A 23,461-nucleotide genomic window follows, 5' to 3' on the forward strand; every position below is an offset into this window, starting at 1 on the left:
CTACTGGCTGCTCGCCGCCATCCGCACCCCGAGGCCGACTAGCACGGCGCCGCTCAGCGCGTCGAGGCGGCGGCGGATCGTGCTCCGGCGGAACCACCCGCCTGCCCGCGCGACCCCGGCGGAGAGCGCGAGGTACAGCGCGGTCTCCAGGGCCACCTGGGCGGACGCGAACAGTGCCGTCGTCGCGAACAGCGGCCGGTCCGCCGGCACGAACTGCGGGTAGAACGCGACCATGAACACGGCCGCTTTCGGGTTGGCCAGCGAGACCGCGACCGCCTCGGCGACCGAGCGCCACCACGCTCGCGGCGGCGACGCAGCACCCTCCGGTGCAACCGGGAGACCCCGCAGCACTCCCAGCCACGCCTTGACGCCGAGGACGACGAGCACCGCGGCGCCGACCGCGCGCAGCACGACGAACGCCGTCTCCGACGCCGCGACCAGCGCCGCGAAGCCTGCCGCCGCGAGCATCGCCCAGGCGAAGAGGCCCGCCTCCAGCCCGACCACGGTCGGGACCGCGGCGCGGAACCCGTGCAGCGCGGCGCGCCGCAGGATCAGCGCCATCGCCGGGCCGGGCGACGCGGAGATCAGCAGCACGGCGACGAGGAACGACGGCAGCGAGCTGGGCAGGTCCATGCCTGCAGTGTCGCACAGATTCTGCTATCGTCATACAAAGTATGAACGATGATTCTGTCGAGTCAGGAACGAGTCGAGCATGCGCTCTGAAGCTTTCACCGGGGTTCCGCAGTTCGACACCGCGCCGCTGGCCGAACGGGTCCGGGCCGCGATCCTCGAGGCGATCCTCGGCGAGAAGTTCGTGCAGCGGCTGCCCAACGAGGACGTGCTGGCCGGGATGTACGGGGTCAGCCGCACCACGATCCGCGCCGCGCTGCAGAGCCTCGAGAGCGACGGCGTCGTCACGCGCCGGCGCGCCATCGGCACCACGATCAACAGCCACGTCCGGCGCTCGGCGCTGGCGCTGCAGCGGCTGGTGAGCTTCGCGGAGCTGCTGGAGGAGCGCGGCCACGAGGTCCGGGTCGAGGCCGCGCACTACCGCGCCGACGCACCGCCCGACGACCTGCTCGCGGCGTTCGGGTCCGACCTCGCAGCCGGCGCGCCCGCGTTCGTCACCGACACGTCGTTCTTCGCCGACGGGCGCCTCGCGATCTGGATCCGCGACCTGGTGCCGTGGAGCAGGTTGCGCGACCAGTCGCGGGTCCCGGAGGTGGGCGATCCGGCGCACTTCGACTTCGCCCGCCCGTACCTGGTCCAACCCGTGGTGCACGCGGTGGCGGAGATCCGCCCGGTGGTGAACGACGGCGAGCGCACCCCGCTGCCGGTGGCCGTCGGGACGGCGTTCACGCGGTTGCTGGAGCGCCACTACGCCGCCGACGGCACGATCATGGCCGTGTCGCTGGTCGACGTGGACGACGACTTCGTCGTCTTCGAGGTCGTCCGACGTGGCTGAGATCGTGGTGGTCCGGGCCCGGCAAGGGCAGTCCTACCGCCTGGGGAACGCGCTGTTCAAGGTCGGCGGCAGCCAGACCGGGGGCCGGTTCGACTTCCTGGTGATGGACGTGGCGCACCGGTCCGGCCCGCCGCTGCACGTCCACGAGGTGCAGGACGACACGTTCTTCGTGCTGAGCGGCGTGCTCACCGTCCAGGCGGGCGACGAACTGGTGGAACTGGGTCCCGGCGACTTCGCGACGGTGCCGCCCGGGGTGCCGCACACCTTCGACAACCTCGGCGCCGAGCCGGTGCGGGTCGTCAACATCATGACGCCCGGCGGGTACGACGAGCTGTTCCAGGAGTGGGAGCAGCTCGCCACCGACCCGTCCGACGCCGAGGTCGCCACGATCTACGCGCGGCACGGCGCGCGGCCCGTCGGCCCGCCGCTGCGGGACCGTTAGGAGGGCACGGAGCTGCGCGCCAGCGCATGCTCGACGAGCAGCACGAGCGCGGCCTGGCTGGACTCGGGATCGCGGGCGTCGAACCACATCAACGGGTGGTCGGGTGAGAGCGCCAGCGCGTCGCGCACGGTGGCTTCGTCGAACTGGTCGCTGCCGGGGAACGTGTTCACCCCGATGACGAACGGGAGCCTGCGGCTCTCGAAGAAGTCGATCGCGGGGAAGCAGTCGTCCACCCGGCGCAGGTCCACGAGCACGACGGCACCCACCGCGCCGCGCGCGAGCTCGTCCCACATGAACCAGAACCGGGACTGCCCGGGCGTCCCGAACAGGTAGAGGATCAGCGACCGGTCGACGGTCAGGCGGCCGAAGTCCATCGCGACGGTCGTCGTCTGCTTGTCCGGCACCGCGTCGGCGTCGTCGACCCCGATCGACGCCACGGTCATCGGTGCCTCGGTGAGCAGCGGCGGGATGTCCGACAGCGAGCGCACCATGGTCGTCTTGCCGGCGCCGAAGCCGCCGGCGATGAGGACCTTCAGCGGGATGAGGTCGGATTCAGCGGGCACGGAGTCCCTCCAGCAGTCGTTCGAGCACGGCCGGCGCCGGTCCCCCGTCAACACCGCCGCCGGACGGCGGCAGGTGGATCTCGAGGAGGCCGGCGGCGACCAGGTCGCTCACGAGCACCCGCGCCACCCCGACGGGGACGCGCAGGTGGGCGCTGATCTCGACGACCGACACGGGCTGCGCCGCCAGTCGGATCGTCTCGCTGTACTCGGCCTGGAGCTCGCCCACCGGCCGACCGGACGGGGCCACCGTCACCAGCGTCTCGACGGGCAGTTGGCTGCCGTCGACGGCTCGGGTGCGGCCACCGGTGAGGGCGTAGACGGGCACGACCCGACCGCCACCTGCGTCGTCGAACACCGGCTACCGCTCCGCGGGCTTGCGCTGCGCGGGCGTGACGGCGTGCCCCACCCGCGTCGCCAGCATCGTCATCTCGTAGCCGACGACGCCCATGTCGCACGAGCGCTCGGCGAACACCGCGAGCGTCGCGCCCGTGCTGACCGACGTCACGAAGTAGTAGCCGCCGTCCAGCTCGAGGATCGTCTGCCCGACGGAGCCGGCGCCGAGCAGCTGCGCCGTACCCCGCGCGAGGCTGACCAGCCCGGACGCCGCCGCGGAGAGCTGATCGCCGAGGGTGGCGCCGATCCCGGGGGAGCTGGCGAGCCGCAGCCCGTCACCGGAGACGACGACCACGTGGACGACACCGGGGGTCGCGCGGGCGAACTCGTCCAGCAACCAGTCGAGCCGGCCCGTCCCGACGGCCGTCACTGCGCTCCGCCGCTCTGCGCGGCCTCGCTCTGCGCGGCCTGCCGGCTGGCCTGGTAGCGCGACAGCGCGTTGGCAGCGCCGGCGTGCACACCCGAGGGCTGTGCCGGTGCCTCGTGCCCGTTGCGCAGCTCGGGGGCGAGGTGGCTCTGCGGGACGCGGCGGCGCAGGGTGGGCCGCCCGTTGCCGTTGGTCGTGGGCTGCTCGGCCCGCGGTTCCGGGACCTGCACACTCGGGCGCTCCGGTGCGGCGGGCGGCTGCTCTTCCCTGGGTCCGTCCCACCAGCCGCGCCAGTCGTTGCGCTCCGCTGCCTGCACGCCGAACGGGGTGAAGGCCGTCTCCGGCTCGATGCCGCGGGCCGGCCGGCGGGTGGGCAGCGATCCGTCGATCGTCACCGGCTCGATCCACCCGGGACGCGCTGCCGGTTCGGCGGCCTGGTCGGGGCCTGCGGAGATGCCGAGGGTCGGCCCGCCTGCGTACCGGCGCTGCCGGGGCGCCGGCTGGACCGCGACGGCCGGCGCGGACTGCGGGTCGGCGAACAGGGCAGGTGGCATCGCCACGACCGCGGTGATGCCCGAACCCGGTGTGGTCCCGAGCGACACCTCGATGCCGTGCCGCGCGGCGAGCCGGGCGACGACGTGCAGGCCGAGTCGCTGCGTGACGGTCGGGTCGATCTCGTGCGGCTCGGCGAGCTGGAGGTTCGCCCGCGCGAGGTCCTCGGGCGGCATGCCGACGCCCCAGTCCTCGATGGTCAGCAGCTGGCCGCCCGCCTGCCGCAGGTCGTGCCGGGCCCGGACCGTCACGGTGGTGTCCGGCGGCGAGTACCGCACCGCGTTCTCCACCAGCTCCGCGAGCAGGTGGGTGGTGTCCGCGACGCAGCGGCCGAGCACGTGGACGCGCTCGTCCACCGCGAAGACCACGCGGCCCAGGTCCTCGGTCTCCGCGATCGCCGCGCGCACGACGTCGCGCAGCGGCACCGGGTGCGTCCAGGTCCGCGGCGACTGCTCGCCGGCCAGCACCAGCAGGCTCTCGGCGTTGCGGCGCACCCGGGTGGCGAGGTGGTCGAGCCGGAACAGCTCACCGAGCGCGTCCGGGTCGCGTTCCTTCTCCTCCAGCTTGTTGATCAGCTCCAGCTGACGGTGGAGCATGCTCTGGTTGCGGCGGGCGAGGCTGACCAGCATGTCCGAGGTGAACTTGCGGTGCCCGATCTCCGCGTCGGCGACCACGAGCTGCTTGCCGAGGGTCTCCCGCAGGTGCTGCTCGTCCTCGGTGATGCGCCAGAAGACGACCATCCCCGCGCACGCGGCGAGTACCGCGACACCGTGGATGCCCGACCACAGCCACGGGTTCGCCTGGCCGGCGCCGTGGTTGAAGATCAGCGTGCCGAGCCAGAGCGTGCCGATGCCGTGGCTGAGCACGGTGAACCCGACGTTCCACAGGAACGGCACCCAGTCCTGGTAGAGCGCGATGAACCCGATGATGATGAAGAAGTGGAAGTGCGCCTCGATGCTCCCCGAGGTCAGCACCACCAGCCCGGCCGAGCAGAAGACGAGCCCGCCGGTCGTGAAGAACGAGCGCAGCCGCCGGTTGCCGGCGACGTGCGCCGCCACGAGGAAGACGACCGGCGCGACCAGCGTGTAGCCGACCCTCGACGGCGAGTCGCCGAGCACCCAGCCGAGCCCCGCCATGAACGGGATGTGCGCCAGGAGGAGGCGTTGCAGCAGCCGGTGCCGCCGGCTCCACTGCGCGTCGTCGAGGGTGTTGCCGCGCGGCAGCTGCCGCAGGAGCCACGCCAGGAATCCGCGCTTCTCGCGCGCGGACTCCGGTGCGGCCGAGAGGTCACTGGGCATACTTCGGGCTCCGTCACGTTCGCCGGGTCGACCGACTCGCTCCGGTCGCGCCGACGACCGTAGCCATGGCTGCAACGGGTCCGCGGTTGCAGCAGAGCCGGGTGCGGAGAACGGCGCAACGCGCGGTGCCCGTTGGGCGCGACGCGCCGCACGTTCGGCTGATGGAACCCGGACGACACAGATCGGAGCGCCTCGACGGTCACGGTCGGCTCACGGATGAGATACTCAGCGTCACGACGGGCCGATCGGCGAACCCATGTCGCCACTGGGCGCGCGACCGCGCGCGCGTCGCCGTACCCGGCCGTCTGCGCGGGGTACGGCCGAACGGTCGACGCCTTCGCTGGGCTGACCAGCCGTGTCGGCCCAGGTCAGCTCGGACGCCGCGTGCTCTCGCGGAGCACGATCTCGCCGCGGACCGGTACGCGGGACGGACCGGAGGTGTCGTCGAGGGCCAGGTCGACGACCGTCGCTCCTATCCGCGTCATCGGCAGGCGCAGGGTCGTGAGGCCGGGCACGACGTCGCGGAGCGAGGGGATGTCGTCGAAGCCGGCGACCGCGATGTCGTCGGGCACGCGCAACCCGGCCGCGCGGAGGGCGGCCAGCGCGCCGAGCGCCATCACGTCGGTGACGGCGAAGAGGCAGTCGACGGGCGCGCGGCCGCCGGCCGCGGCGATCATGGCCGCGGTGGTGGCGTACCCGCCCTCCCAGGTGAACTCGCCGGGCAGGACGTGCGCCGGCAGCGGTTCGGCACCCGCGGCGGCGAGCGCGTAGCAGAAGCCCTCGGCGCGGTCGCGCGCCGTGAGGTGCCCCGACGGCCCGGTGAGCACGCCGAACCGGCGGTGGCCGAGCCCCAGCAGGGCCTCGGCGAGCGCGGCGGCCCCGAGCCGGTTCTCCACGACGACGGTGCGTACGCCGAGCACGTCCTGCCCGATGCAGGCGACCCGTCCGCCGTGCCGGGTGACGGCGGCGAGCGCGGTGCGCATGGCGTCGAGCAGGTCGGGGTCGTCGATCCGGGAGCCGGCGAGCACCACGACCTGGGCGCGCTCCTGGTGCAGCTGCTCCACGTGCCGCAGCTCGGTCTGCGGGTCGCGCTGGGTGCTGGCGACGGTGACGAGGAGCCCGTGCGCCGCCGCCGCGGAGATGACGCCGGCGGCGATGGCGGAGAAGTAGGGGTCGGCGATGTCGTGGACGACGAGGCCGAGCGTCGCCGTGCGGCCGCGGGCCATGGCCTGGGCCTGCGCGTTGGGCGAGTAGTCCAGCTCCTCCGCGGCCCGGCGCACGCGCTCGCGCAGCTCCTCGCGGACCTGGCGGTTGGCGCTCCCGTTCAGCGCGCGCGAGGCCGTGGCCAGCGATACGCCGGCCCGTGCCGCGACGTCGGCGAGCGTGGCGGGCCCGCTGGAGCGCATGCGCGAAGGGTAGCGCTTTCCCCGGAGGGGTACGGCACTTACCTTGACACCCGTCGTAGGGGATTCCTACGCTGGAAAGCGCTTACCGTACAGGAGGGGACATGAGCGAAACGCTCGGAACGCCCCCGGCGACCGTCACCGACGCCGGCGCACGACCCATCTTCAGCGGGCACTACCGCAGCCTCTGGGGGTTCCTCCTCCTCGGCTGGCTCTTCAGCTACGCCGACCGCACGGTCACCGGCCCCGTCATCGCGTGGATGATCGCGAACAAGGCCGGGTTCATCGGCGACGCGAGCAACCCCGCCACCCTGGGCGGTCTCGTCGGCTCGATGTTCTTCGCCGGCTACATGCTCACCCAGTACGCCGGTGGGCGGCTCGGCGACCGGTTCGGCCACCGCGAGATGCTCGTCCTCTCGCTGCTGTGGGCCGGCCTGCTGACGCTCGTGTCCGGCCTGGTCGCCGGCCTGGTCGCGTTCGTCGCCGCGCGCGTGCTCACCGGTCTCGGCGAGGGTGTCTTCTACTCCAACGACCGCACGATGGTCATGAACCACACCCCGGCGAACCGGCGCACCCTCGGCCTCGGCGTCGTCCTTTCCGGCCTGTCCATCGGGTTGACGATCGGCGTGCTTGCCACGCCGTACCTGATCAACTGGGGCACCTCCGTCGGGCTCGCCGGCGAGGCCTGGCGGATGCCGCTGTGGGTGTTCGGCGTCGTCTCGCTGGTGGTCGCGCTGGCCACGTACCTGTTCTTCCGGGGTCGCGGCGACCGCCCGTTGCGGCTCGGTCCGCCCGCCCTGCGGCTGATCGCCTACTCGGCGCCGACGTTCGTCGCGATCGTGGCGCTCTTCCTCGTGGCGGAGGCGCTGCGCTGGCCCGAGTGGCTCACCGCGGTGGGCGTCGGCGTGCTCGCCGCGATCGTCACCGCCGTCGTGGTGCAGAACGTGCGTCGCTCCGGGCACGCGTCCACGCTGCTCAACCGCAACGTCTGGTACGTCTACATCGCGTTCATCGCCGTCATGTGGAACCTGTGGTTCTTCAGCTTCTGGTCGGTGCAGATCGTCAAGGAGACGGCGCAGTCGAGCCTCGTTGCCGCCGGCCTCACCGCCGCGTTCAACGCCGGCGCAGGGATCATCGGGTTCCCGATCGGCGGCTGGCTCGCCGACCGCCGCGCCCGGGCCGGCAAGGGGCGCAAGCCGCTCGCCATCGCCTGCGCCGTCGCGCACGCGCTGCTCGCCGTCGCGTTCGGGCTGAGCATCATGAGCGGGCGCCCGTCGCTGCTGCTGCTCGGGCTGATCCTCTTCACGTCCGGGCTGTTCTTCAACGCGTTGCAGCCCATCGTCCACGGGATCACCGGCGATCTCGTCCCCGACGACCAGCGCGGCTCGGTCTTCGGCCTGTTCAACCTGGTCGCGGAGATCGGCGCCGTGGCCAGCCCGGTGGTCAGCGGCATCCTGCGCGACGCCACCGGCAGCTGGGCGCCCGGCGTCTTCACCGCCGCCGGGGTCATGGCCGTCTCCGTCGTGCTCTACGCGCTGGTGCGCGAGCACGTGCCGGCGGCCGCATCCACCTGAGATCGAGGAGCACCATGGCTCGGCAGAGCATCGGCATCATCATGAACGGCGTCAGCGGGCGCATGGGCTACCGCCAGCACCTGCTGCGCTCGGTCCTCGCGATCCGCGACGAGGGCGGCATCCGGCTCAGCGACGGGTCGCGGGTGCAGCTCGAGCCGCTGCTCGTCGGGCGCAGCGCGCCGCGCCTCGCGGAGATCGCCGCGCGGCACGGCATCGCCGACTACACCACCGACCTGGACGCCGCGCTGGCCGATCCGCGCTGGGAGATCTACTCCGACTTCCTCGTCACGCAGGCGCGCCCGGCCGCGCTGCGCAAGGCCATCGCGGCGGGCAAGGCGATCTACACGGAGAAGCCGACCGCGGAGACCGTCGAGGATGCGCTGGAGCTGGCCGCCCTCGCCCAGGCGGCGGGCATCAAGAACGGGGTGGTGCACGACAAGCTGTACCTGCCCGGCCTGCTGAAGCTGAAGCGGCTGATCGACTCCGGGTTCTTCGGCCGGATCCTGTCGGTGCGCGGCGAGTTCGGCTACTGGGTGTTCGAGGGCGACTGGCAGCCCGCGCAGCGGCCCAGCTGGAACTACCGGGCCGAGGACGGCGGCGGCATCGTCGTCGACATGTTCCCCCACTGGAACTACGTGCTGGAGAACCTGTTCGGCCGCGTCGAGTCGGTGTACGCCCGCGCCGTGACGCACATCCCGAACCGGGTCGACGAGTCGGGCCGGCCCTACGCCGCCACCGCCGACGACGCGGCGTACGCGGTGTTCGAGCTGCCCGGCGGCGTGATCGCGCAGATGAACTCCAGCTGGGCAGTGCGGGTGGACCGCAAGGAGCTGCTGGAGCTGCAGGTCGACGGCACCCACGGCAGCGCGGTCGCCGGGCTGCACCGCTGCCGCGTGCAGCACCGCAACGTCACGCCGAAGCCGGTCTGGAACCCGGACGAGGCCGACGCGCACGACTACGACGCCGACTGGGCGGAGGTGCCGCCGAACGACGAGTTCGGCAACGGGTTCCGCGCCCAGTGGGAGCAGTTCCTGCTGCACGTCCTGGAGGACGCGCCGCACGAGTACGACTTCCTCTCCGGCGCCCGCGGGGTCCGGCTGGCCGAGGCCGGGCTGGAGAGCTCGCGCACCGGCCGCCGGGTGGAGCTGGCCGAGCTGACGCTGCCGGTGGGGGTCGGATGAGCGGCCAGATGGGCACCGTCGCCCTTCTGCGCGACGGCCAGGTGCAGCGGCGCGAGCTGGCGGCACCGCCTACGTTCACCCGGCCCACCGCGCCGCTGCGGTCCCGCGTCGCGTACGCCGCCGCGCACGTCGTGCCCCGGATCGACGGGGAGAACGTGCCCGGCGCACCCGCGGACATCGACTGGGACGCGACCCTCGCCTTCCGCCACCACGTGTGGTCGTGGGGCCTGGGTGTCGCGGACGCCATGGACACGGCCCAGCGCAACATGGGCCTCGACGCCGCGGCGACGCGCGAGCTGATCGCCCGCAGCGCCGCCGAGGCCCGTTCGGTCGGCGGGGACTTGGTCGTCGGGGTCAACACCGACCACCTCGACGACGAGGTCGTGAGCCTGCAGGCAGTGATCGACGCCTACGTCGAGCAGCTGCACCACGCCGAGGACCACGGGGCCGGCGTGGTGCTCATGGCGAGCCGGCACCTCGCCCGCGCCGCGTCCGGGCCGGCCGACTACGAGCACGTCTACCGGGAGGTGCTGGCCCGCGCGTCCGCACCGGTCGTCCTGCACTGGTTGGGCGCGGCGTTCGACCCGAAGCTCGCGGGGTACTTCGGGGCCGTGGACGTCGCGCCCAACCTCGACACCGTCGTGCGGATCATGAGCGAGAACGTCGAGCGGATCCGCGGCATCAAGATGAGCCTGCTCGACGCCGGCCACGAGATCGCCTTGCGCGCCCGGCTGCCCGAGGGCACCACGATGTTCACCGGCGACGACTACCACTACGTCGACCTCATCGCCGGCGACGGCACCCGGCACTCCGACGCGCTGCTGGGCGCGTTCGCCGCCGTCGCGCCGAACGCGTCGGCCGCGATCGCGGCGCTCGACGCCGGCGACCCGGGCGGCTACCGGCGGATCCTCGGGCCGACCGAGGAGCTGGCCCGGCACGTGTTCGCCGCGCCGACCTGGTTCTACAAGACGGGCATCGCGTTCCTGGCCTGGCTGAACGGTCACCAGCCGGCGTTCACGATGGTCGGCGGGCTGCACGCCGGCCGCAGCCTGCCGCACCTGTCGCGGCTGGTGGAGCTGGCCGACGCCGCCGGAGCGCTGGAGGACCCCGCGCTGGCGGCGCAGCGCTGGAACGGGTTCCTGGCCCTGCTCGGCGTGGACGTGCCGGCGGCGGTGGGCGTGTGAACCCGCGGCTCTCGCTCAACCAGGCCACGGTCCGGCGCGCCGACCTCGCGACCGCGCTCGCCGTCACGCAGAAGGCGGGCATCGCGAGCATCGGGCTGTGGCGCGAGCCGGTCGCCGACGTGGGCCTGGCTGCCGCTGCCGCGCTGCTCGCCGACTCGGGGCTGCGGTTCTCCAGCCTGTGCCGGGGCGGGTTCTTCACCATGTCCGATCCTGATGCCCGTCGCGCCGCCATGGACGACAACCGTCGCGCGATCGAGGAGACGGCCGCGCTCGCCGCGGCCGGCGCCCCCGGTTCCGCTGCGGTGCTCGTGCTCGTCCCGGGCGGGTTGCCGGCAGGGGATCGCGACCTGCCGGGAGCCCGCGCGCGGGTCGCCGACGCCGTCGGGGAGCTGGCGGCCGATGCCGTGGCGGCCGGGGTGACCCTCGCCATCGAGCCGATGCACCCGATCTACGCGGCCGACCGCGGCGTCATCTCCACCCTCGGCCAGGCCCTCGACATCGCCGAGCAGCACGACGACGTCGGCGTCGTGCTCGACACCTTCCACGTGTGGTGGGACCCGCAGCTCGCCGAACAGATCGCGCGCGCCGGCCGCACCGGTCGCATCGCCGGCTACCAGGTGAACGACTGGATCACCCCACTCCCACCCGACACCCTGCTGGCCCGCGGCATGATGGGCGACGGCCACATCGACCTCCGCGCCGTCACCGCGCTGGTCGAGCAGGCCGGCTACCGCGGCGACGTCGAGGTCGAGATCTTCAACCAGGAGATCTGGGACGCCGACCCGGGCGAGGTCGCCCACCGCGTCGCGGCGGCGTTCGGGGCGCACGTCGGGCTGTGACAGGGGGAGCATGGACGCGATCCGGATCGGTGCGCTCGCACCGCTCAGCCGGCCGGGGTGGGCAGAGGCCGGGCGGCAGCTGGTCGCCGGGCTGGCGCTGGGGGTGCGCGACGCGAACGCGGCCGGCGGGGTGCCGCTGGAGCTGGTGGTGCGGGACACGGCGGCTGATCCGCAGCGGGCCGCCGCGGCCGTCGACGAGCTGGCGTCGCTGGGCGTGGCCGCGCTGGCGGGGGAGTACCACAGCGTGGTCGCCCGGACGGTCGCCGCGCGGGCCGACGCGCTCGGCCTGCCCTACCTGTGCTCGTCGGCGGTGCTCGATGCGCTCACCGACGGGCCGACGGACGTGGTCGCGCGCATCGCCCCGGCACAGTCCCGCGGCTGGCGGCTCTTCGCCGATCACCTCCGCTCCTCAGGCCATGACCGGGTCGCCATCGTCGCCCAGCCGAGCGTCTATTGGGCGTCCGGTACGCGGATCCTGCGCGAGCACCTCGAGGCGGTCGTCGAGCTGGACCCTGCTGCGGTCTGCGACGGACTGGTCGACAGCGGCGCGACGGCGCTGCTCCTGCTGGTCGGGTACCCGGAGCCGGCGGTGCCGATCGTGCGGGCCGTCCGCAGCGACCCGCGCCTCGCCGGGGTCCTGATCGGGGCGCCGGCCGGGCAACCGGAGCTCCCCGAGTGGGCGGAGCTGCTCGGCGCCGAGGGGGCCGCCGTCCCGTTCCTGCGCTACCTGCCCGAGCAGCTCGACCCGCTCGGCAAGCGGGTCGAGGCCGAGCTGAACGGGCCGTCGTTCGTCGCCTACGAGGGCTACGACACCGCCACCGTCCTCGCCGCGATGCTGCGATCCGGCGGTTCCTGGGCCGACATCGCCGTCGACGGCAGCCGCGGGCGGATCACGTTCTCCCGCGTGCCGGGCATCAGCGTGTGGCAGTGGGCGTGGCCGCCGATCCAGGTCGTGGACCGCGATCCGGCAGCTCCCGACCGCTTCCGGGTGCTGCGCAGCGGCTGAGCCAGCCCGGGGCGCGCCGGCGGAACTCGTCGGCGTCGAGGCCGCCGGCGCCCTCGGGCAGCACTCCGAGCAGGTCGCCCAGGTGGGCCCGGTTGCTCACGTCGATCGCGGACGGGTGGGCGGGCCACGACCCGATGACCAGCCCGGCGACGGTGATGCCGCGCCGGGTCAGCGCCTCGACCGTGAGCGCGGTGTGGTTGAGCGTGCCCAGGCCGCTGCGGCACACCACGACCACCGGCGCGGCCAGCGCGGACGCGAGGTCGGCGAGGGTGTGGCCGTCGTGGTCGAGCTCCACGAGCAGCCCGCCGGCCCCCTCGACCAGCACGTCGCCCTGCTCTGCCAGCTGCCGGACCCGCTCGACGTGGGCCCGGAGCGGGGGCAGCCGCGCGCCGGCCCGCGTGGCCGCGGCGACCGGGGCCATCGGGTGCGGCAGCCGGACGCCCTCGTGGACGGCCGTGCCGCGCGCCAGCCGCCGCACGACGTCGATGTCGCCCTCGCCCTCCTCCGTACCGGCCTGCACGGGCTTGTAGACGGCGCCGCCGTGCAGGACCGCGAGCGTCGCGGTGGCGATGGTCTTGCCGACGCCGGTGTCGGTCCCCGTCACGATCAGGACGGTCATGCCGGCACCTCGGCCCGTGCCCAGCGGCTCGCGAGTCGGGCGGCGTGCGCGGCCCGCTCCACGTCGACGCCCGCGCGGGCGACCAGGCGCAGCCGGGAGATGCCGTCGGGCACGCTCGGCGGCCGGAAGCAGCCGACGGCGATGCCCTCGTCGCGCAGCCGGTCGGTCGCCGCGACGGCGTCGTCGGCCGAGGTCGCCGGGACCGACTGCACGGCGCCGGGCGCGTGCGGCACCCCGGCCGCCTCGGCGATCGCCGCGGCGACGCGGTGCAGCTCGGCGACCCGGTCCGGCTCGGCGGCGATGATCCGGCAGGCCGTCGCGGCGGCGGCCGCGGCGGCGGGGGCGAGTCCCGTGTCGAAGATGAAGGTGCGCGCGGTGTTGACCAGGTGCTCCCGCAGCGCAGGCGATCCGAGCACGGCGCCGCCCTGCGCGCCGAGCGCCTTCGACAGCGTCGCCGTGACGACGACGTGCTCGGCACCGGCGAGCCCGGCCGCGTGGACCGCCCCCCGGCCTCCGCCGGCCACGCCGATCCCGTGCGCCTCGTCGACGACCAGCAACGCGTCGTGCCGCGCGCACAGCTCGGCGGCCCCGCGCAGGTCGCAGGCGTCGCCCAGCACCGAGTAGATCGACTCGACGACGACGAGCGCCCGCGGCTGCGTCCGCTCGCGCAGCAGCCGCTCCAGCGCGTCGAGGTCGCCGTGCGGGCACACGGTGACGGGGGAGCGCGACAGCCGGGCCCCGTCGATCAGGGACGCGTGGACGTGCGCGTCGGAGACCAGCAGCGTGTCCGGGTCGCCGAGCGCGGTGAGCACGCCGATGTTCGCGGTGTAGCCGCTGGAGAACGCCAGGCAGGCGGGCTGCCCGGTCAGCCGCGCGAGTTCGGTCTCCAGCTCGACGTGGCTCGCGGTGGTGCCCGTGACGACCCGAGACGCGCCGGCGCCGACGCCGTACCGCTCGATCGCGCGCACGGCGGACCCCTGCAGCCGCGGGTCCGCGCTCAGCCCGAGGTAGTCGTTGGACGCGAGGTCGAGCACGCCGGCGCGCGGGTGGCGTCGCTCGTCGGCGGCACGGACGACGGTGCGCGCCTGTGCGGTGGACGTGATCCACTCCTGCATGCCGCCCATCAGCCGTGCACCTGCTCGATCGCGCCGGTGACGGCGGCGCCGATGGTCGCGATCTCGTCGGGCGCGCAGATGTAGGGCGGCATCGTGTAGACGAGGTCCCGGAACGGGCGGACCCAGACGCCGCGCTCCAGCGCCGCGCGGGTCACCGCCACGACGTCCACGGGGCCGGTGAGCTGGACGACCCCGACCGCGCCGAGCACCCGCACGTCCCGCACGGAGCCCAGCGCCGCGGCGGGCTTCAACGCCACGGCCAGCTCGCTCGCGATCCCGGGGACCCGCGCGGCGTGCGCGGGCAGCAGGTCGAGCGAGGCCGACGCGACGGCGCAGGCCAGGGGGTTGCCCATGAACGTGGGGCCGTGCAGCAGCGTGCGGACGGTCCGGCCGACCTCGCCGGTGCACAGCACCGCCGCCAGGGACAGGTAGCCGCCGGTCAGCGCCTTGCCCACGCACATCACGTCCGGGACGACGCCGGCGTGGTCGACGCCGAACGGGGTGCCGGTACGGCCGAAGCCGGTCGCGATCTCGTCGGCGATCAGCAGGATGCCGTGCTCGTCGGCGATGCGGCGCAACGCGGTCACGCAGACGGGCGGGTAGACGTGCATGCCGCCCGCGCCCTGCAGCACGGGCTCGACGACGATCCCCGCGATCGTCTCCGCGTGCTCCGCGACGAGCTGCTCGGCCTGGGCGACCCAACCGTCGACGGATGCGTCGTCGGCGGGTGGCCGGGGCAGGAACAGCTGCTCGGCGACGAGTCCCGGGAACAGCGCGTGCATGCCGTCGACGGGGTCGCAGACGCTCATCGCGCCGGTCGTGTCGCCGTGGTAGCCGCCGCGCAGCGCGACGAACCGCCGGCGCTGCGGCCGCCCGATCGCCGCCTGGTACTGCACGGCGAGCTTCAGCGCGACCTCGACCGACACGGAACCGGAGTCGGCCAGGAACACGTGCTGCAGATCGCCGGGCGTGAGCGCCACCAGCTGCTCCGCCAGCCGCACGGCCGGCTCGTGCGTGAGCCCGCCGAACATCACGTGGCTGAACCGGTCGACCTGCGCGTGCACCGCCGCGTCCAGCGCGGGGTGCCGGTAGCCGTGGATCGCGCACCACCACGAGCTCATCGCGTCGACGACGTCGAAGCGGGTGCCGTCGGCCGCCTCCAGCTGCAGCCGGGTGCCGGATGCCCCGCGCACCGCGTAGGGGGACGGCCCGTCCAGTGGCGCGTACGGGTGCCAGACGAGGCCGCGGTCGCGCTCCAGCAGCGCGGTCACGCGTTCGGCGCGTGGACGGTGCCGGCGCCGCGCTGCCGGATGGTGACGGTCGCGTGGTCCGGTGCGGTCTCGGCCCCCAGCACGTGGAACCCCGCGTCGGCGATCATCGCGAGGTCGGCCTGCGCCGCCTGCCCCTCGCTGGTCAGGTAGTCGCCGAGGAACAGCGAGTTCGCGACGTGCAAAGCGAGCGGCTGCAGCGAGCGCAGGTGCATCTCGCGCCCGCCGGCCATGCGGATCTCGGTGGCCGGGCAGGCGAAGCGGGCCAGCGCGAGGATCCGCAGCGCGCGGAGCGGATCGAGCTCCCAGGTGCCGGCGAGCGGGGTGCCGTCGAACGGCATCAGGAAGTTGATCGGGATGGAGTCGCTGCCGAGCTCGCGGAGGGCGAAGAGCGCGTCGATCAGCTCCTCGTCGGTCTCGCCCATGCCGACGATCAGCCCCGAGCAGGGCGAGAGCCCGGCGGACTTCGCCTTCTCCACCGTGGCGACGCGGTCGGCGTAGTCGTGCGTCGAGCAGATGTCGGCGTAGTTCGACTCGCTGGTGTTGAGGTTGTGGTTGTACGCGTCGACGCCGGCCGCGCGCAGCCGCTCGGCCTGCCCGTCGCCCAGGATGCCGAGGCACGCGCACACCTCGACGTGCGGGTGCGCCGACTTCACCGCCTCGACGACCCCGGCCACGCGCTCGACGTCGCGCTCGCCCGGGCCGCGCCCGCTCGCGACCAGGCAGACCCGGGACGCGCCACCCGCGATGCCGGCGCTCGCCTGCCGGACGGTCTCCTCAGCGGAGAGCCACGAGTACTTCAGGATCTGCGCGGACGAGCCGAGGCGCTGCGAGCAGTAGCCGCAGTCCTCCGGGCACAACCCCGACTTGAGGTTGACCAGGTAGTTGACCTTGACGGACGCGCCGAAGTGCGCGCGGCGTAGCCGGCCGGCCGCGGCGACCAGCCCGAGCACCTCCTCGTCGGGGCACTGCAGGACCTGCCGGGCGTCGGCGCGGTCGAGCACGCCGCCGGCGAGCTGGCGGGAGGCGAGGTCGTCGAAGGTTTTGAACACCGTTCAAAGCTAGCCGTGCCCGGCGCGACGAGGCAAGGAGGCGGCCGGCACACTGGATCGGTGAAGGTCACCCGGGCCCAGATCGTCGAGGGCGCGTACGCGGCGCTCGGCGAACGCGGGCTCGGCGGGCTGTCCATGCGCGGGCTGGCCCAGGACCTCGGCGTGCAGCCGGGCGCGCTGTACTACCACGTCGCGAGCAAGCAGGAGCTGCTCGCGGCCGTCGCGGCCCGGATCATCGCGGACGTCCCGGCGCCCGCCACCGACCCCCGGGCGGCCGCTGAGCACCTGCGCGCCGCGTTGTTGCAGGTCCGCGACGGGGCCGAGGTCGTGTCGTTCGTGCAGGCGTACCGGCCCGACGTCGTCGCGCCCGCGCAGGACCTGTGCCGGCTGTTCGCCGAGACACTCGGCCCGCGCGAGGCGGAGTGGGCGGCCCGGACGGTGATCCACTACGTGCTGGGGTTCGTCGCCGAGGAGCAGAACCACGCCGAGCTCGTCCGGGCGCAGATCCTGCCGGAGGAGCCGGCGCGAGCCACGGGATCGGCCGAGGCGTTCGCCTTCGGCATCGAGGCGATCCTGGCCGGGCTCACTCGGCGCTGACCGGGCGGCGCGCCTCGATGGCCTTCACGACGGCCGCCATGTCCGCCTCGCCGAGGCCCAACGCGGCGGCCTCGGCGAACAGCTCGCGGGACGTGTCGAGCAGGGGCAGTGCGATCCCCGCGGCGGCCGCGGCCGCCGAGATCAGCTGCGTGTTGACCCACACGTTCGCGATCGAGGCCTGCGGGGCGAAGTCCTCCGCCACCAGCTTGGGTGCCTTCACCAGCATGATCGGGCTCGCCATCTGCCCGCCGGCCAGCACCTCGACGAACCGGCCGAGGTCGAGGTGGTGGCTGCGGGCGAAGTGCACGGCCTCGGCGAGCGCCGTGACCAGCGTGTTCAGGAAGACGTTCACGGCGAGCTTCATGAGCAGCGCGCCCGGCGCGGCCCCGCACGGGACCGTCTCGCGGCACATCGGCGCGAGCAGGGGCCGCACCCGGTCGACCGCGTCGGGCGCGCCGGCCAGCATCGCGACCAGCTCACCGGCCTCGGCGGGCGCCCGGGAGCCGGAGACGGGCGCCTCCACGTAGCTGCCGCCGGCCGCGTGCACGTCGGCGGCGAGCCCGACCGAGTACGCCGGTTCCGTCGTGCCCATGTGGACGACCGTCCGCCCGCGGACCCGCTCCGCGAACGCCGGCGTGCCACGGCCGAGGACGTCGTCCATCGCCGCGGCGTCGGCCAGCATCAGGATCACGACATCACAGCGGGCGAACACCTCCGCGGCGCCGGCCGCGACCTCGGCGCCGATCGCCTCGGCCTTCTCGGGGCTGCGGTTCCACACCAGCAGGGGTGTGCCGGCGGTCGCGAGGTTGCGCGCCATCGGCGTCCCCATCGACCCGAGCCCGATGAACCCGACGGTCACGGCCGCGGCGCCCCGACCGGGTTCGGCACGGGGAACGCGCCGGTGTCGACGAGCACCCGGCTGAGCGGCGCCGCCCGCGCGATGACGTCCTCCACGCCGGTCGGACCGAGCCGTTCGACGGGTGCGGCGGCCAGGCGGTCGGTCATGTCCTCGACGTCGTGCCGCAGGGCGCCGCCGAGCCTGGTCAGGCGGCCGTCGCGGTCGAGCAGCCCACGCGCAGCCAGGCGCCGCGCGGACTGCGCCCACTCCTCGTCGGTCCAGCCGCGGGCGGGCTGGATGACGTCGCGCTGCATGCCACCGGCCGCGACGAACGTGAGCGTCGCGTCGAGGCCGGCCAGCCCGTGCGCGACGGCGGCGAGCACGTGCCCGTCGCCGCGGTGCTCGCGCAGCACCCCCGCAGCCAGCCAGGCCGACGCGACCGGGTCGGCCGGGCGCGGCACCTGCGACCACGCCGCGGCCAGCGGGCGCCCGTCGAACCGGCAGGCCGCGACGGTCTCCCACAGCGGTTCGGCCAGCTCCGCGAGCGCGGTGACCTCCGCCGGGTCGAAGGCGGCGCGCAGGGCCTCGGCCGCGGCAGCGATGCGGGTCTCCAGCACCAGCGCCGGCTCGGCGTAGGACCACGCGTCCGGGATCGCGCGGGCCACCATCGACGGCGCGAACCCGTACGCCATGGCGGCGACGGCCACCGGCGGCACCGGCCCGAGCGGCGCGACCCGCGACGCGAAGTAGCCCATCCAGTAGCCGCGCAGGCCGATGCGCCGCGCCGCCGCGGCGGGCTGCGGCGCGAAGTAGACGATCGCGTGCAGCGGCTCGACGGCTTCCCAGAGCCGGCGGGCGAGGGTCGGGGTCGGGGTCACGGCGATCACGATCGTCCGCTCGGCACCGCGGAGACAGTGCCAATCTGGGGGAATGGACCAGGCGTGGTGGACCGAGGTCGTGTTCCGCGGCTGGCGGGAGCGCCCCGGGCCGCGGCACCGGCGGCTCGCGTCCGCCGTGCTCGACGCCGTCGCGGACGGCACCCTGGGCGAAGGCACCCGCGTGCCGGCAGAGCGCGCGCTCGCGGCCGCGCTCGGGGTGTCCCGCGGCACCGTCGTCGCCTGCTACGAGCGCCTGGCGACGGCCGGGGTGCTCGCCCGCCGGCAGGGCGCGGGCACGTTCGTGCTGGGCCGCCCGTCGTGGACGGCAGGCGGCGCGGCCACCCTGCTGCTGCGCCGGAACGAGCAGGCCATCGACCTCTCCCTCTCCGTGCCCGCCGACCGCAGCCACCTGCCCCCGATCGACGCGGCCGCGGCCTGGGCCGGGCTCGACGGCGCCGGCCTCGACCCGGCGGGCCTCCCGGCGCTGCGCGCTGCGGTCGCACGGCACCTGACCCGGCACCAGCAGCTGCCCACCGAGCCCGACCAGATCCTGGTCACCGCGGGCGCGCAGGAGGCGCTGTGGCTGCTCGCCCGCACCGGATCCGGGCTCGTCACCACTTGCCCGACGTACCCCGGCCTGGCGGGCGTCGGCCGACCGGCCGGGCTGCTGCTGACCGGGCCGGACGGCGCCGACCCGGCCGCCGTGGCCCGGCTGGCCCGCCCGGGCACGGTCGTGCACCTCATGCCGACCGGCCACAACCCGACCGGCACCGTCATGCCGGCGCTCGCCCGCCAGTCCGTGGCGGCGGTCGCCGACGCCGGCCGGGCGACGATCGTGGAGGACCTCACCCTCGCCGACCTGCACCTCGACGGCGAACCGCCACCACCGCTTGCCGCGCTGAGCCCCGCCGTGGTGGCCGTCGGGTCGGCGAGCAAGCTGCTCTGGAGCGGCCTGCGGGTCGGCTGGATCCGGGCGGACGGGCCGGTGCTGGCCACCCTGCTGGCGGCGAAGGCGTCGCTGACCCTGGCGACGGCCGCCGTCACTCAGGCCGTCACGGCCCAGCTGCTGGACTCCATCGACGGCCCGTGGCTGGCCGCGCACCGGGCCGCGCTGGCCCTGCGGCGCGACCACCTGGCCGCCGAGCTGGCCGCCCGCCTGCCGGGCTGGCGGATCACCCGCCCGGCGGCCGGGCTCTCGCTGTGGGTGGAGCTGCCCGTCGCGAGCGCCGACGCGTTCGCCCACACCGCTGCCCGGCACGGCGTGACGATCTCCCCGGGCAGCGCGTCCTGCCTCGACGGCCGCCACCACGGCCACGTCCGGCTCTCGTTCGCCGGCCAGCTCGACACGCTCACCACGGCCGCGGAGCGGCTGGCCGCGGCGTGGGCGGCGCACGCGACGGACCTGGCCGCATCGCCGTAGCGCTCAGGCCGGGACCGCGTCGAGGAAGCCGTGGACGCTGCGGATCCGCCCGTCCCCGTCGAGGACGATCACGTCGAACCCGACGACCGGGGCGTCCTCGTCGGCGACCCCGGCCGGGCCCGCAACCCAGCGAAACCGGGCCTGCCGGTGGTGGCCGTCGACGTCGCCGGCGAGCCGGAACGTGAATCCCGCGAGCTGCTGCTGCGCGGCGTCGAGGAAGCCGTCGATGCCGTCGTGGCCGGCGACGTCGGCCAGCGGGTCGGTGTAGGTGGCATCGCCGGCGAACAGCGCGGCCACCCGCTCCTTGCGCGCGGTCGGGTCGGTCTCGTTGAAGGCGGCGATGTAGCGCTCGGCGATCGCGGTGAACTCGGTCATCGAAGATCTCCTCGTTCTCGTGCTGACGAGATCGAGCCTGGTCGAGGTGCGGGCGTGGAGCGATTACCTCCCGGGTCACGCCAGCGCGGCCGTGACCTGCGCCCAGCGGGCCACCTCGGCCGGCCCGGCCAGGTCCGGCGGCGCCACGAACACCGTGCAGACGCCCTGCTCGGCGAGGCCCCCGTACCGGCGCACGTGCTCGGCGGCCGGTCCGGCGTGGTGGCGCGCGGCGAAGGCCGCGGCAGCCGTGCGACCGCGCAGCCGCTCCACGAGCTGGGCGACGTGCTCGCGGTCGGCGCCGAGCAGCGGCGTGTCGAGCACCGTGACCCGACGCTGCTGCCCGACCTCGGCGACCCGTGCGGCGGGCACGTTGCAGGCGTCGCCGAGGGTCGCCGCGATCCGCAGCACCCGCCGGCCGGTGCCGCCGACGATGATCGGTGGGGCACCGCTCGGCCGCGGGTAGCAGGTGGTCTCCGGGAGGCCGGCGCCGGGCTTGGTGCCGGGTGCCCACAGCGCCCGCATGACGGGCACGGCCTGCTCGACCAGGTCGACGCGGGCGGCCGGGGCCGGGAACGGCACCCCGAACGCGGCGTGCTCGCGGTCCCACCAGCCCGCGCCGAGCCCGCAGAACGCGCGCCCGCCGCTGAGCGCGTCGAGGGTGGCCACGGCCTTCGCGAGCACACCCGGCGGGCGGAACGTGACCGGGGAGACGAGGGTGCCCAGGTGCAGCGTCGTCGTCGCGCCGGCGAGCAGGCCCAGCGTCACCAGCGGTTCGGGGATCGGCTCGAACGGCCGTCCGACCTGCGGGATCTGGATCAGGTGGTCCATGAGCGCGAGGCCGGCGAAGCCCGCTTCCTCGGCCGCGCGGGCGACGTCGCGCAGCCAGCCCGCCGGGTCGTCGCCCCACGGGAAGCGCGACACCTGCAGCAGGAACGACAGCCGGCCCGGTTCGGCGAACAACGGCCGGGCACCGGCGGCGATGGCGACCGGGGGCGGGACCGGGGCCGGCGCCGGCCGGTCCTCGACGTGCTCGACCAGCGTCCAGCCCTCGGTCGCGATCTCCGCGGTCACGGCCGGCATCCGGCGCAGCTGGGACGTCAGAGCCGGTGCCGGGACGGGCCGGTCGCGCGTCCGGTTGCGAGCGCGGCAGACCTCGCCCGGGGTGTCGAACACGACGGCGACGCACGGGAGCCCGGCGGCGCGACCGGCCGCCAGCCAGCGCCGGCGGCTCGCCGGATCGAGCCCGAGCGTGTCGACGACCGTGGTGAGCCCGCGTCGCAGCCGCGCAGCGACGATCGCCTCCAGCACGGCGAACGCGTCGGTGGTGGCGTCGAGGTCGGCCGGTCCGGTGCCGACCCGTTCGCGCAGCGCGTCGGAGGAGACGATCTCGACGGCGCGGTAGCGGGCAGCCGCCCACGTCGACTTCCCCGCACCGGCCGGCCCGACGAGCACCACGAGCGCCGGGTCGGGTAGCTCCACGGGCGGCAGTATGCCCTGATCAGCTGCGTGCCGGGCGAGATCCTCCCCGGTCGCCGAGCAGCCGGCGCTCGAACGCGTCCAGCAGCAGCGGCGCGAGCAGCACCAGCAGGGGGAACAGCGCGCAGAACGCGGTGGCGGAGATCGCGGAGGTCATGCGTCCATCGTCGGGCGGCGGAGACACCGCAGGCACTCCCCACGAGCCCAGGAAGACCCGGCCGGCCCGGCACGCTTCCCTGCCCGTCCGGCAACCCCGACGGGCAGGGCGCCTGACGTGGGTCGCCTCGGGCAGCGCGGTCAGGCGTTGGTGGCGACGGGCTGCTCGGCCACGACGCGGCGGCGCCGGCTCGGCGCCAGCGTCGTCGGGTGGGAGATGCTCCAGGCCGCGCTCCGGCAGATCAGCTCCTTGACCCGCGCGGCTGCCCGGCCGGTGAGCGCGGACGGCTTGACCTCGTCCTGCGGGGTCACCCACTGCACGATGGCGTCGCTGCGGCCGAGGCTGATGCACTGGCCGAGGTAGCCGATCTTGTTCGCGGGCACGGGCTGCCCGGTCAGCCGGGCCGCGATCGCGTCGGCGGCCAGGTGCGCGGTGGGCACGCCGGAGGCGCAGGACATCCGCAGCGGGGTGCCGGCGGCACCCGGGGCCAGCGCGGCGTCGCCGACCGCGTAGACGTCGGGGTGCGAGACGGACCGCATGGTCTCGTCGACGACGATCTGCCCGGTCGGGGAGACCTCGAGGGTCGTGGCTGCGGCGATCGGGTGGACGGCGAAGCCGGCCGTCCAGACCGTCACGTCGGCCGGGATCGTGGCGCCGTCGACGGTGACCGCGGCGGCCGGCTCGACGCGGGCGATCTCGGTGTGCTCGTGCACGGTGATGCCGAGCCGGTCGACCGTCGCGCGGAGGTGGGCCTGGGCCTTCGCGCTCAGCCAGTCGCCGAGGCCGGCGCGGGCGGCGAGGGCGACGTCGAGGTCGGGCCGGGCCTCGGCGATCTCGGTGACGGCCTCGATGCCGGTGAGGCCGCCGCCGACGACGAGCACGGTGGCGCCGGCGGGCAGCTCGGCCAGGCGCGCCCGCAGCCGCAGCGCCGACCGCTTGCCGGCGATGTGGTGGGCGTGCTCCGCGACGCCGGGCACGCCGTAGTCGTTCGCGGTGCTGCCGAGGGCGAAGACGAGCGTGTCGTAGGCGATCTCCGCGGGACCCGCGGCCTCGTCGACGTTCACGATCCTGCGTTCGGCGTCGACGGCGGTGACCTGCGCGATCCGCACCCGCACGCCGGTGCCGGCGAACACGTCGGCCAGCGGGCGCGGCGCGAGGTCCTGGCCGGTCGCGAGCTGGTGCATGCGGACCCGCTCGACGAACTCCGGGTCGGCGTTGACGAGGGTGATCTCGACGTCGTCGGCGTGCAGGCGCTTCGCCAGGCGGCCGGCGGCGTTGGCTCCGGCGTACCCGGCTCCGAGGACGACGATGCGGTGCTTCATGGTGAACCCTCCTGTCCGGTCGGTGTGTGCTTCCTGAACCGGGCAGGGGCGCGAAGCCTGACAGTCGCCTGACGTGA

25 protein-coding genes are annotated in these 23,461 nt (G+C 74.7%); 9 read left to right on the forward strand and 16 right to left on the reverse strand.

Annotated elements, in window-relative coordinates:
• Complete coding sequence (locus ACQEVB_RS15625; RefSeq protein ID WP_432971105.1) at positions 1-633, reverse strand: LysE family translocator; 633 nt, start codon at positions 631-633, stop codon at positions 1-3.
• A 79-nt stretch (positions 634-712) separates the two neighbouring features.
• Between ACQEVB_RS15625 and ACQEVB_RS15630 the strand changes: the two genes are divergently transcribed.
• Together ACQEVB_RS15630 and ACQEVB_RS15635 are read left to right on the forward strand one after the other, a co-directional pair.
• Positions 713-1,465 carry a GntR family transcriptional regulator gene (locus tag ACQEVB_RS15630; RefSeq protein ID WP_432971108.1) on the forward strand — a complete coding sequence of 251 codons (753 nt, stop codon included), beginning with the start codon at positions 713-715 and terminating at the stop codon, positions 1,463-1,465.
• Positions 1,458-1,907 (forward strand): cupin domain-containing protein, encoded by a 450-nt coding sequence (locus tag ACQEVB_RS15635; protein ID WP_432971111.1) that lies wholly within the window; start codon positions 1,458-1,460, stop codon positions 1,905-1,907. The genes ACQEVB_RS15630 and ACQEVB_RS15635 overlap by 8 nt, the downstream gene beginning before the upstream one ends.
• On the opposite strand, the gene ACQEVB_RS15640 is transcribed toward ACQEVB_RS15635, so the two are convergent.
• The 5 genes from ACQEVB_RS15640 to ACQEVB_RS15660 all read right to left on the reverse strand — a co-directional run bounded on the left by ACQEVB_RS15640 (position 1,904) and on the right by ACQEVB_RS15660 (position 6,486).
• The gene (locus tag ACQEVB_RS15640; RefSeq protein WP_432971114.1) at positions 1,904-2,470 is read right to left on the reverse strand and encodes a GTP-binding protein; all 567 of its coding nucleotides are present in this window, start codon (positions 2,468-2,470) and stop codon (positions 1,904-1,906) included. The genes ACQEVB_RS15635 and ACQEVB_RS15640 overlap by 4 nt on opposite strands.
• The gene (locus tag ACQEVB_RS15645; protein WP_432971117.1) at positions 2,460-2,825 is read right to left on the reverse strand and encodes a DUF742 domain-containing protein; all 366 of its coding nucleotides are present in this window, start codon (positions 2,823-2,825) and stop codon (positions 2,460-2,462) included. Before ACQEVB_RS15645 ends, ACQEVB_RS15640 begins: the two co-directional genes overlap by 11 nt.
• 3 nt (positions 2,826-2,828) lie before the next feature.
• Positions 2,829-3,233: a roadblock/LC7 domain-containing protein gene (locus ACQEVB_RS15650; RefSeq protein ID WP_432971120.1), complete on the reverse strand. Its 405-nt coding sequence runs from the start codon at positions 3,231-3,233 to the stop codon at positions 2,829-2,831.
• A complete protein-coding gene (locus ACQEVB_RS15655; protein ID WP_432971123.1) occupies positions 3,230-5,080 on the reverse strand; it encodes an ATP-binding protein in 1,851 nt (616 codons plus the stop codon). The genes ACQEVB_RS15650 and ACQEVB_RS15655 overlap by 4 nt, the downstream gene beginning before the upstream one ends.
• 368 nt (positions 5,081-5,448) lie before the next feature.
• A complete protein-coding gene (locus ACQEVB_RS15660; protein WP_432971126.1) occupies positions 5,449-6,486 on the reverse strand; it encodes a LacI family DNA-binding transcriptional regulator in 1,038 nt (345 codons plus the stop codon).
• Positions 6,487-6,587: 101 nt separating this feature from the next.
• Here ACQEVB_RS15660 and ACQEVB_RS15665 point away from each other — a divergent pair, with 101 nt between their 5' ends.
• The 5 genes from ACQEVB_RS15665 to ACQEVB_RS15685 are packed head-to-tail and all read left to right on the forward strand — an operon-like array spanning position 6,588 to position 12,267.
• A complete protein-coding gene (locus ACQEVB_RS15665; protein ID WP_432971129.1) occupies positions 6,588-8,057 on the forward strand; it encodes an MFS transporter in 1,470 nt (489 codons plus the stop codon).
• Positions 8,058-8,071: 14 nt separating this feature from the next.
• Positions 8,072-9,238, forward strand: a complete 1,167-nt coding sequence (locus ACQEVB_RS15670) for a Gfo/Idh/MocA family protein (RefSeq protein ID WP_432971132.1) — start codon at positions 8,072-8,074, stop codon at positions 9,236-9,238.
• Positions 9,235-10,422: a dihydrodipicolinate synthase family protein gene (locus ACQEVB_RS15675; protein ID WP_432971135.1), complete on the forward strand. Its 1,188-nt coding sequence runs from the start codon at positions 9,235-9,237 to the stop codon at positions 10,420-10,422. Before ACQEVB_RS15670 ends, ACQEVB_RS15675 begins: the two co-directional genes overlap by 4 nt.
• Positions 10,419-11,261, forward strand: a complete 843-nt coding sequence (locus tag ACQEVB_RS15680) for a sugar phosphate isomerase/epimerase family protein (protein WP_432971138.1) — start codon at positions 10,419-10,421, stop codon at positions 11,259-11,261. Before ACQEVB_RS15675 ends, ACQEVB_RS15680 begins: the two co-directional genes overlap by 4 nt.
• Positions 11,262-11,271: 10 nt before the next feature.
• Positions 11,272-12,267 carry an ABC transporter substrate-binding protein gene (locus ACQEVB_RS15685; protein WP_432971141.1) on the forward strand — a complete coding sequence of 332 codons (996 nt, stop codon included), beginning with the start codon at positions 11,272-11,274 and terminating at the stop codon, positions 12,265-12,267.
• Here the strand turns inward: ACQEVB_RS15685 and bioD are convergent.
• From bioD to bioB, 4 genes are read right to left on the reverse strand one after another with little or no spacing between them, the layout of a single operon-like run.
• A complete protein-coding gene (gene bioD / locus ACQEVB_RS15690) occupies positions 12,176-12,886 on the reverse strand; it encodes a dethiobiotin synthase (RefSeq protein ID WP_432971144.1) in 711 nt (236 codons plus the stop codon). The two genes, ACQEVB_RS15685 and bioD, sit on opposite strands and share 92 nt — an antisense overlap.
• Positions 12,883-14,010, reverse strand: a complete 1,128-nt coding sequence (locus ACQEVB_RS15695; protein WP_432971147.1) for an 8-amino-7-oxononanoate synthase — start codon at positions 14,008-14,010, stop codon at positions 12,883-12,885. Before ACQEVB_RS15695 ends, bioD begins: the two co-directional genes overlap by 4 nt.
• Positions 14,010-15,272, reverse strand: a complete 1,263-nt coding sequence (locus ACQEVB_RS15700) for an adenosylmethionine--8-amino-7-oxononanoate transaminase (protein ID WP_432971150.1) — start codon at positions 15,270-15,272, stop codon at positions 14,010-14,012. The genes ACQEVB_RS15695 and ACQEVB_RS15700 overlap by 1 nt, the downstream gene beginning before the upstream one ends.
• Positions 15,269-16,321, reverse strand: a complete 1,053-nt coding sequence (bioB, locus tag ACQEVB_RS15705; protein WP_432971153.1) for a biotin synthase BioB — start codon at positions 16,319-16,321, stop codon at positions 15,269-15,271. Before bioB ends, ACQEVB_RS15700 begins: the two co-directional genes overlap by 4 nt.
• 60 nt (positions 16,322-16,381) lie before the next feature.
• Here bioB and ACQEVB_RS15710 point away from each other — a divergent pair, with 60 nt between their 5' ends.
• Positions 16,382-16,918 carry a TetR family transcriptional regulator gene (locus tag ACQEVB_RS15710; RefSeq protein ID WP_432971156.1) on the forward strand — a complete coding sequence of 179 codons (537 nt, stop codon included), beginning with the start codon at positions 16,382-16,384 and terminating at the stop codon, positions 16,916-16,918.
• Here ACQEVB_RS15710 and ACQEVB_RS15715 read toward each other — a convergent pair.
• Both ACQEVB_RS15715 and ACQEVB_RS15720 read right to left on the reverse strand, forming a co-directional pair.
• Positions 16,905-17,777, reverse strand: a complete 873-nt coding sequence (locus ACQEVB_RS15715; protein ID WP_432971159.1) for an NAD(P)-dependent oxidoreductase — start codon at positions 17,775-17,777, stop codon at positions 16,905-16,907. The genes ACQEVB_RS15710 and ACQEVB_RS15715 overlap by 14 nt on opposite strands.
• Positions 17,774-18,634: an SCO6745 family protein gene (locus ACQEVB_RS15720; RefSeq protein WP_432971162.1), complete on the reverse strand. Its 861-nt coding sequence runs from the start codon at positions 18,632-18,634 to the stop codon at positions 17,774-17,776. The genes ACQEVB_RS15715 and ACQEVB_RS15720 overlap by 4 nt, the downstream gene beginning before the upstream one ends.
• Before the next feature lie 52 nt (positions 18,635-18,686).
• Here ACQEVB_RS15720 and ACQEVB_RS15725 point away from each other — a divergent pair, with 52 nt between their 5' ends.
• A complete protein-coding gene (locus ACQEVB_RS15725) occupies positions 18,687-20,054 on the forward strand; it encodes a PLP-dependent aminotransferase family protein (RefSeq protein ID WP_432971165.1) in 1,368 nt (455 codons plus the stop codon).
• A gap of 3 nt (positions 20,055-20,057) precedes the next feature.
• Here the strand turns inward: ACQEVB_RS15725 and ACQEVB_RS15730 are convergent, their stop codons facing one another.
• The 4 genes from ACQEVB_RS15730 to ACQEVB_RS15745 all read right to left on the reverse strand — a co-directional run bounded on the left by ACQEVB_RS15730 (position 20,058) and on the right by ACQEVB_RS15745 (position 23,384).
• Positions 20,058-20,429 (reverse strand): nuclear transport factor 2 family protein, encoded by a 372-nt coding sequence (locus ACQEVB_RS15730; RefSeq protein ID WP_432971168.1) that lies wholly within the window; start codon positions 20,427-20,429, stop codon positions 20,058-20,060.
• A 75-nt stretch (positions 20,430-20,504) separates the two neighbouring features.
• A complete protein-coding gene (locus ACQEVB_RS15735) occupies positions 20,505-21,908 on the reverse strand; it encodes an LLM class flavin-dependent oxidoreductase (RefSeq protein ID WP_432971171.1) in 1,404 nt (467 codons plus the stop codon).
• A 19-nt stretch (positions 21,909-21,927) separates the two neighbouring features.
• Positions 21,928-22,062 carry a hypothetical protein gene (locus ACQEVB_RS15740; protein ID WP_432971174.1) on the reverse strand — a complete coding sequence of 45 codons (135 nt, stop codon included), beginning with the start codon at positions 22,060-22,062 and terminating at the stop codon, positions 21,928-21,930.
• A gap of 140 nt (positions 22,063-22,202) precedes the next feature.
• A complete protein-coding gene (locus tag ACQEVB_RS15745) occupies positions 22,203-23,384 on the reverse strand; it encodes an NAD(P)/FAD-dependent oxidoreductase (RefSeq protein ID WP_432971177.1) in 1,182 nt (393 codons plus the stop codon).
• Positions 23,385-23,461 lie beyond the last annotated feature (77 nt).

Source organism: Pseudonocardia sp. CA-107938, from assembly GCF_050936315.1.
GTDB lineage: Bacteria > Actinomycetota > Actinomycetes > Mycobacteriales > Pseudonocardiaceae > Pseudonocardia.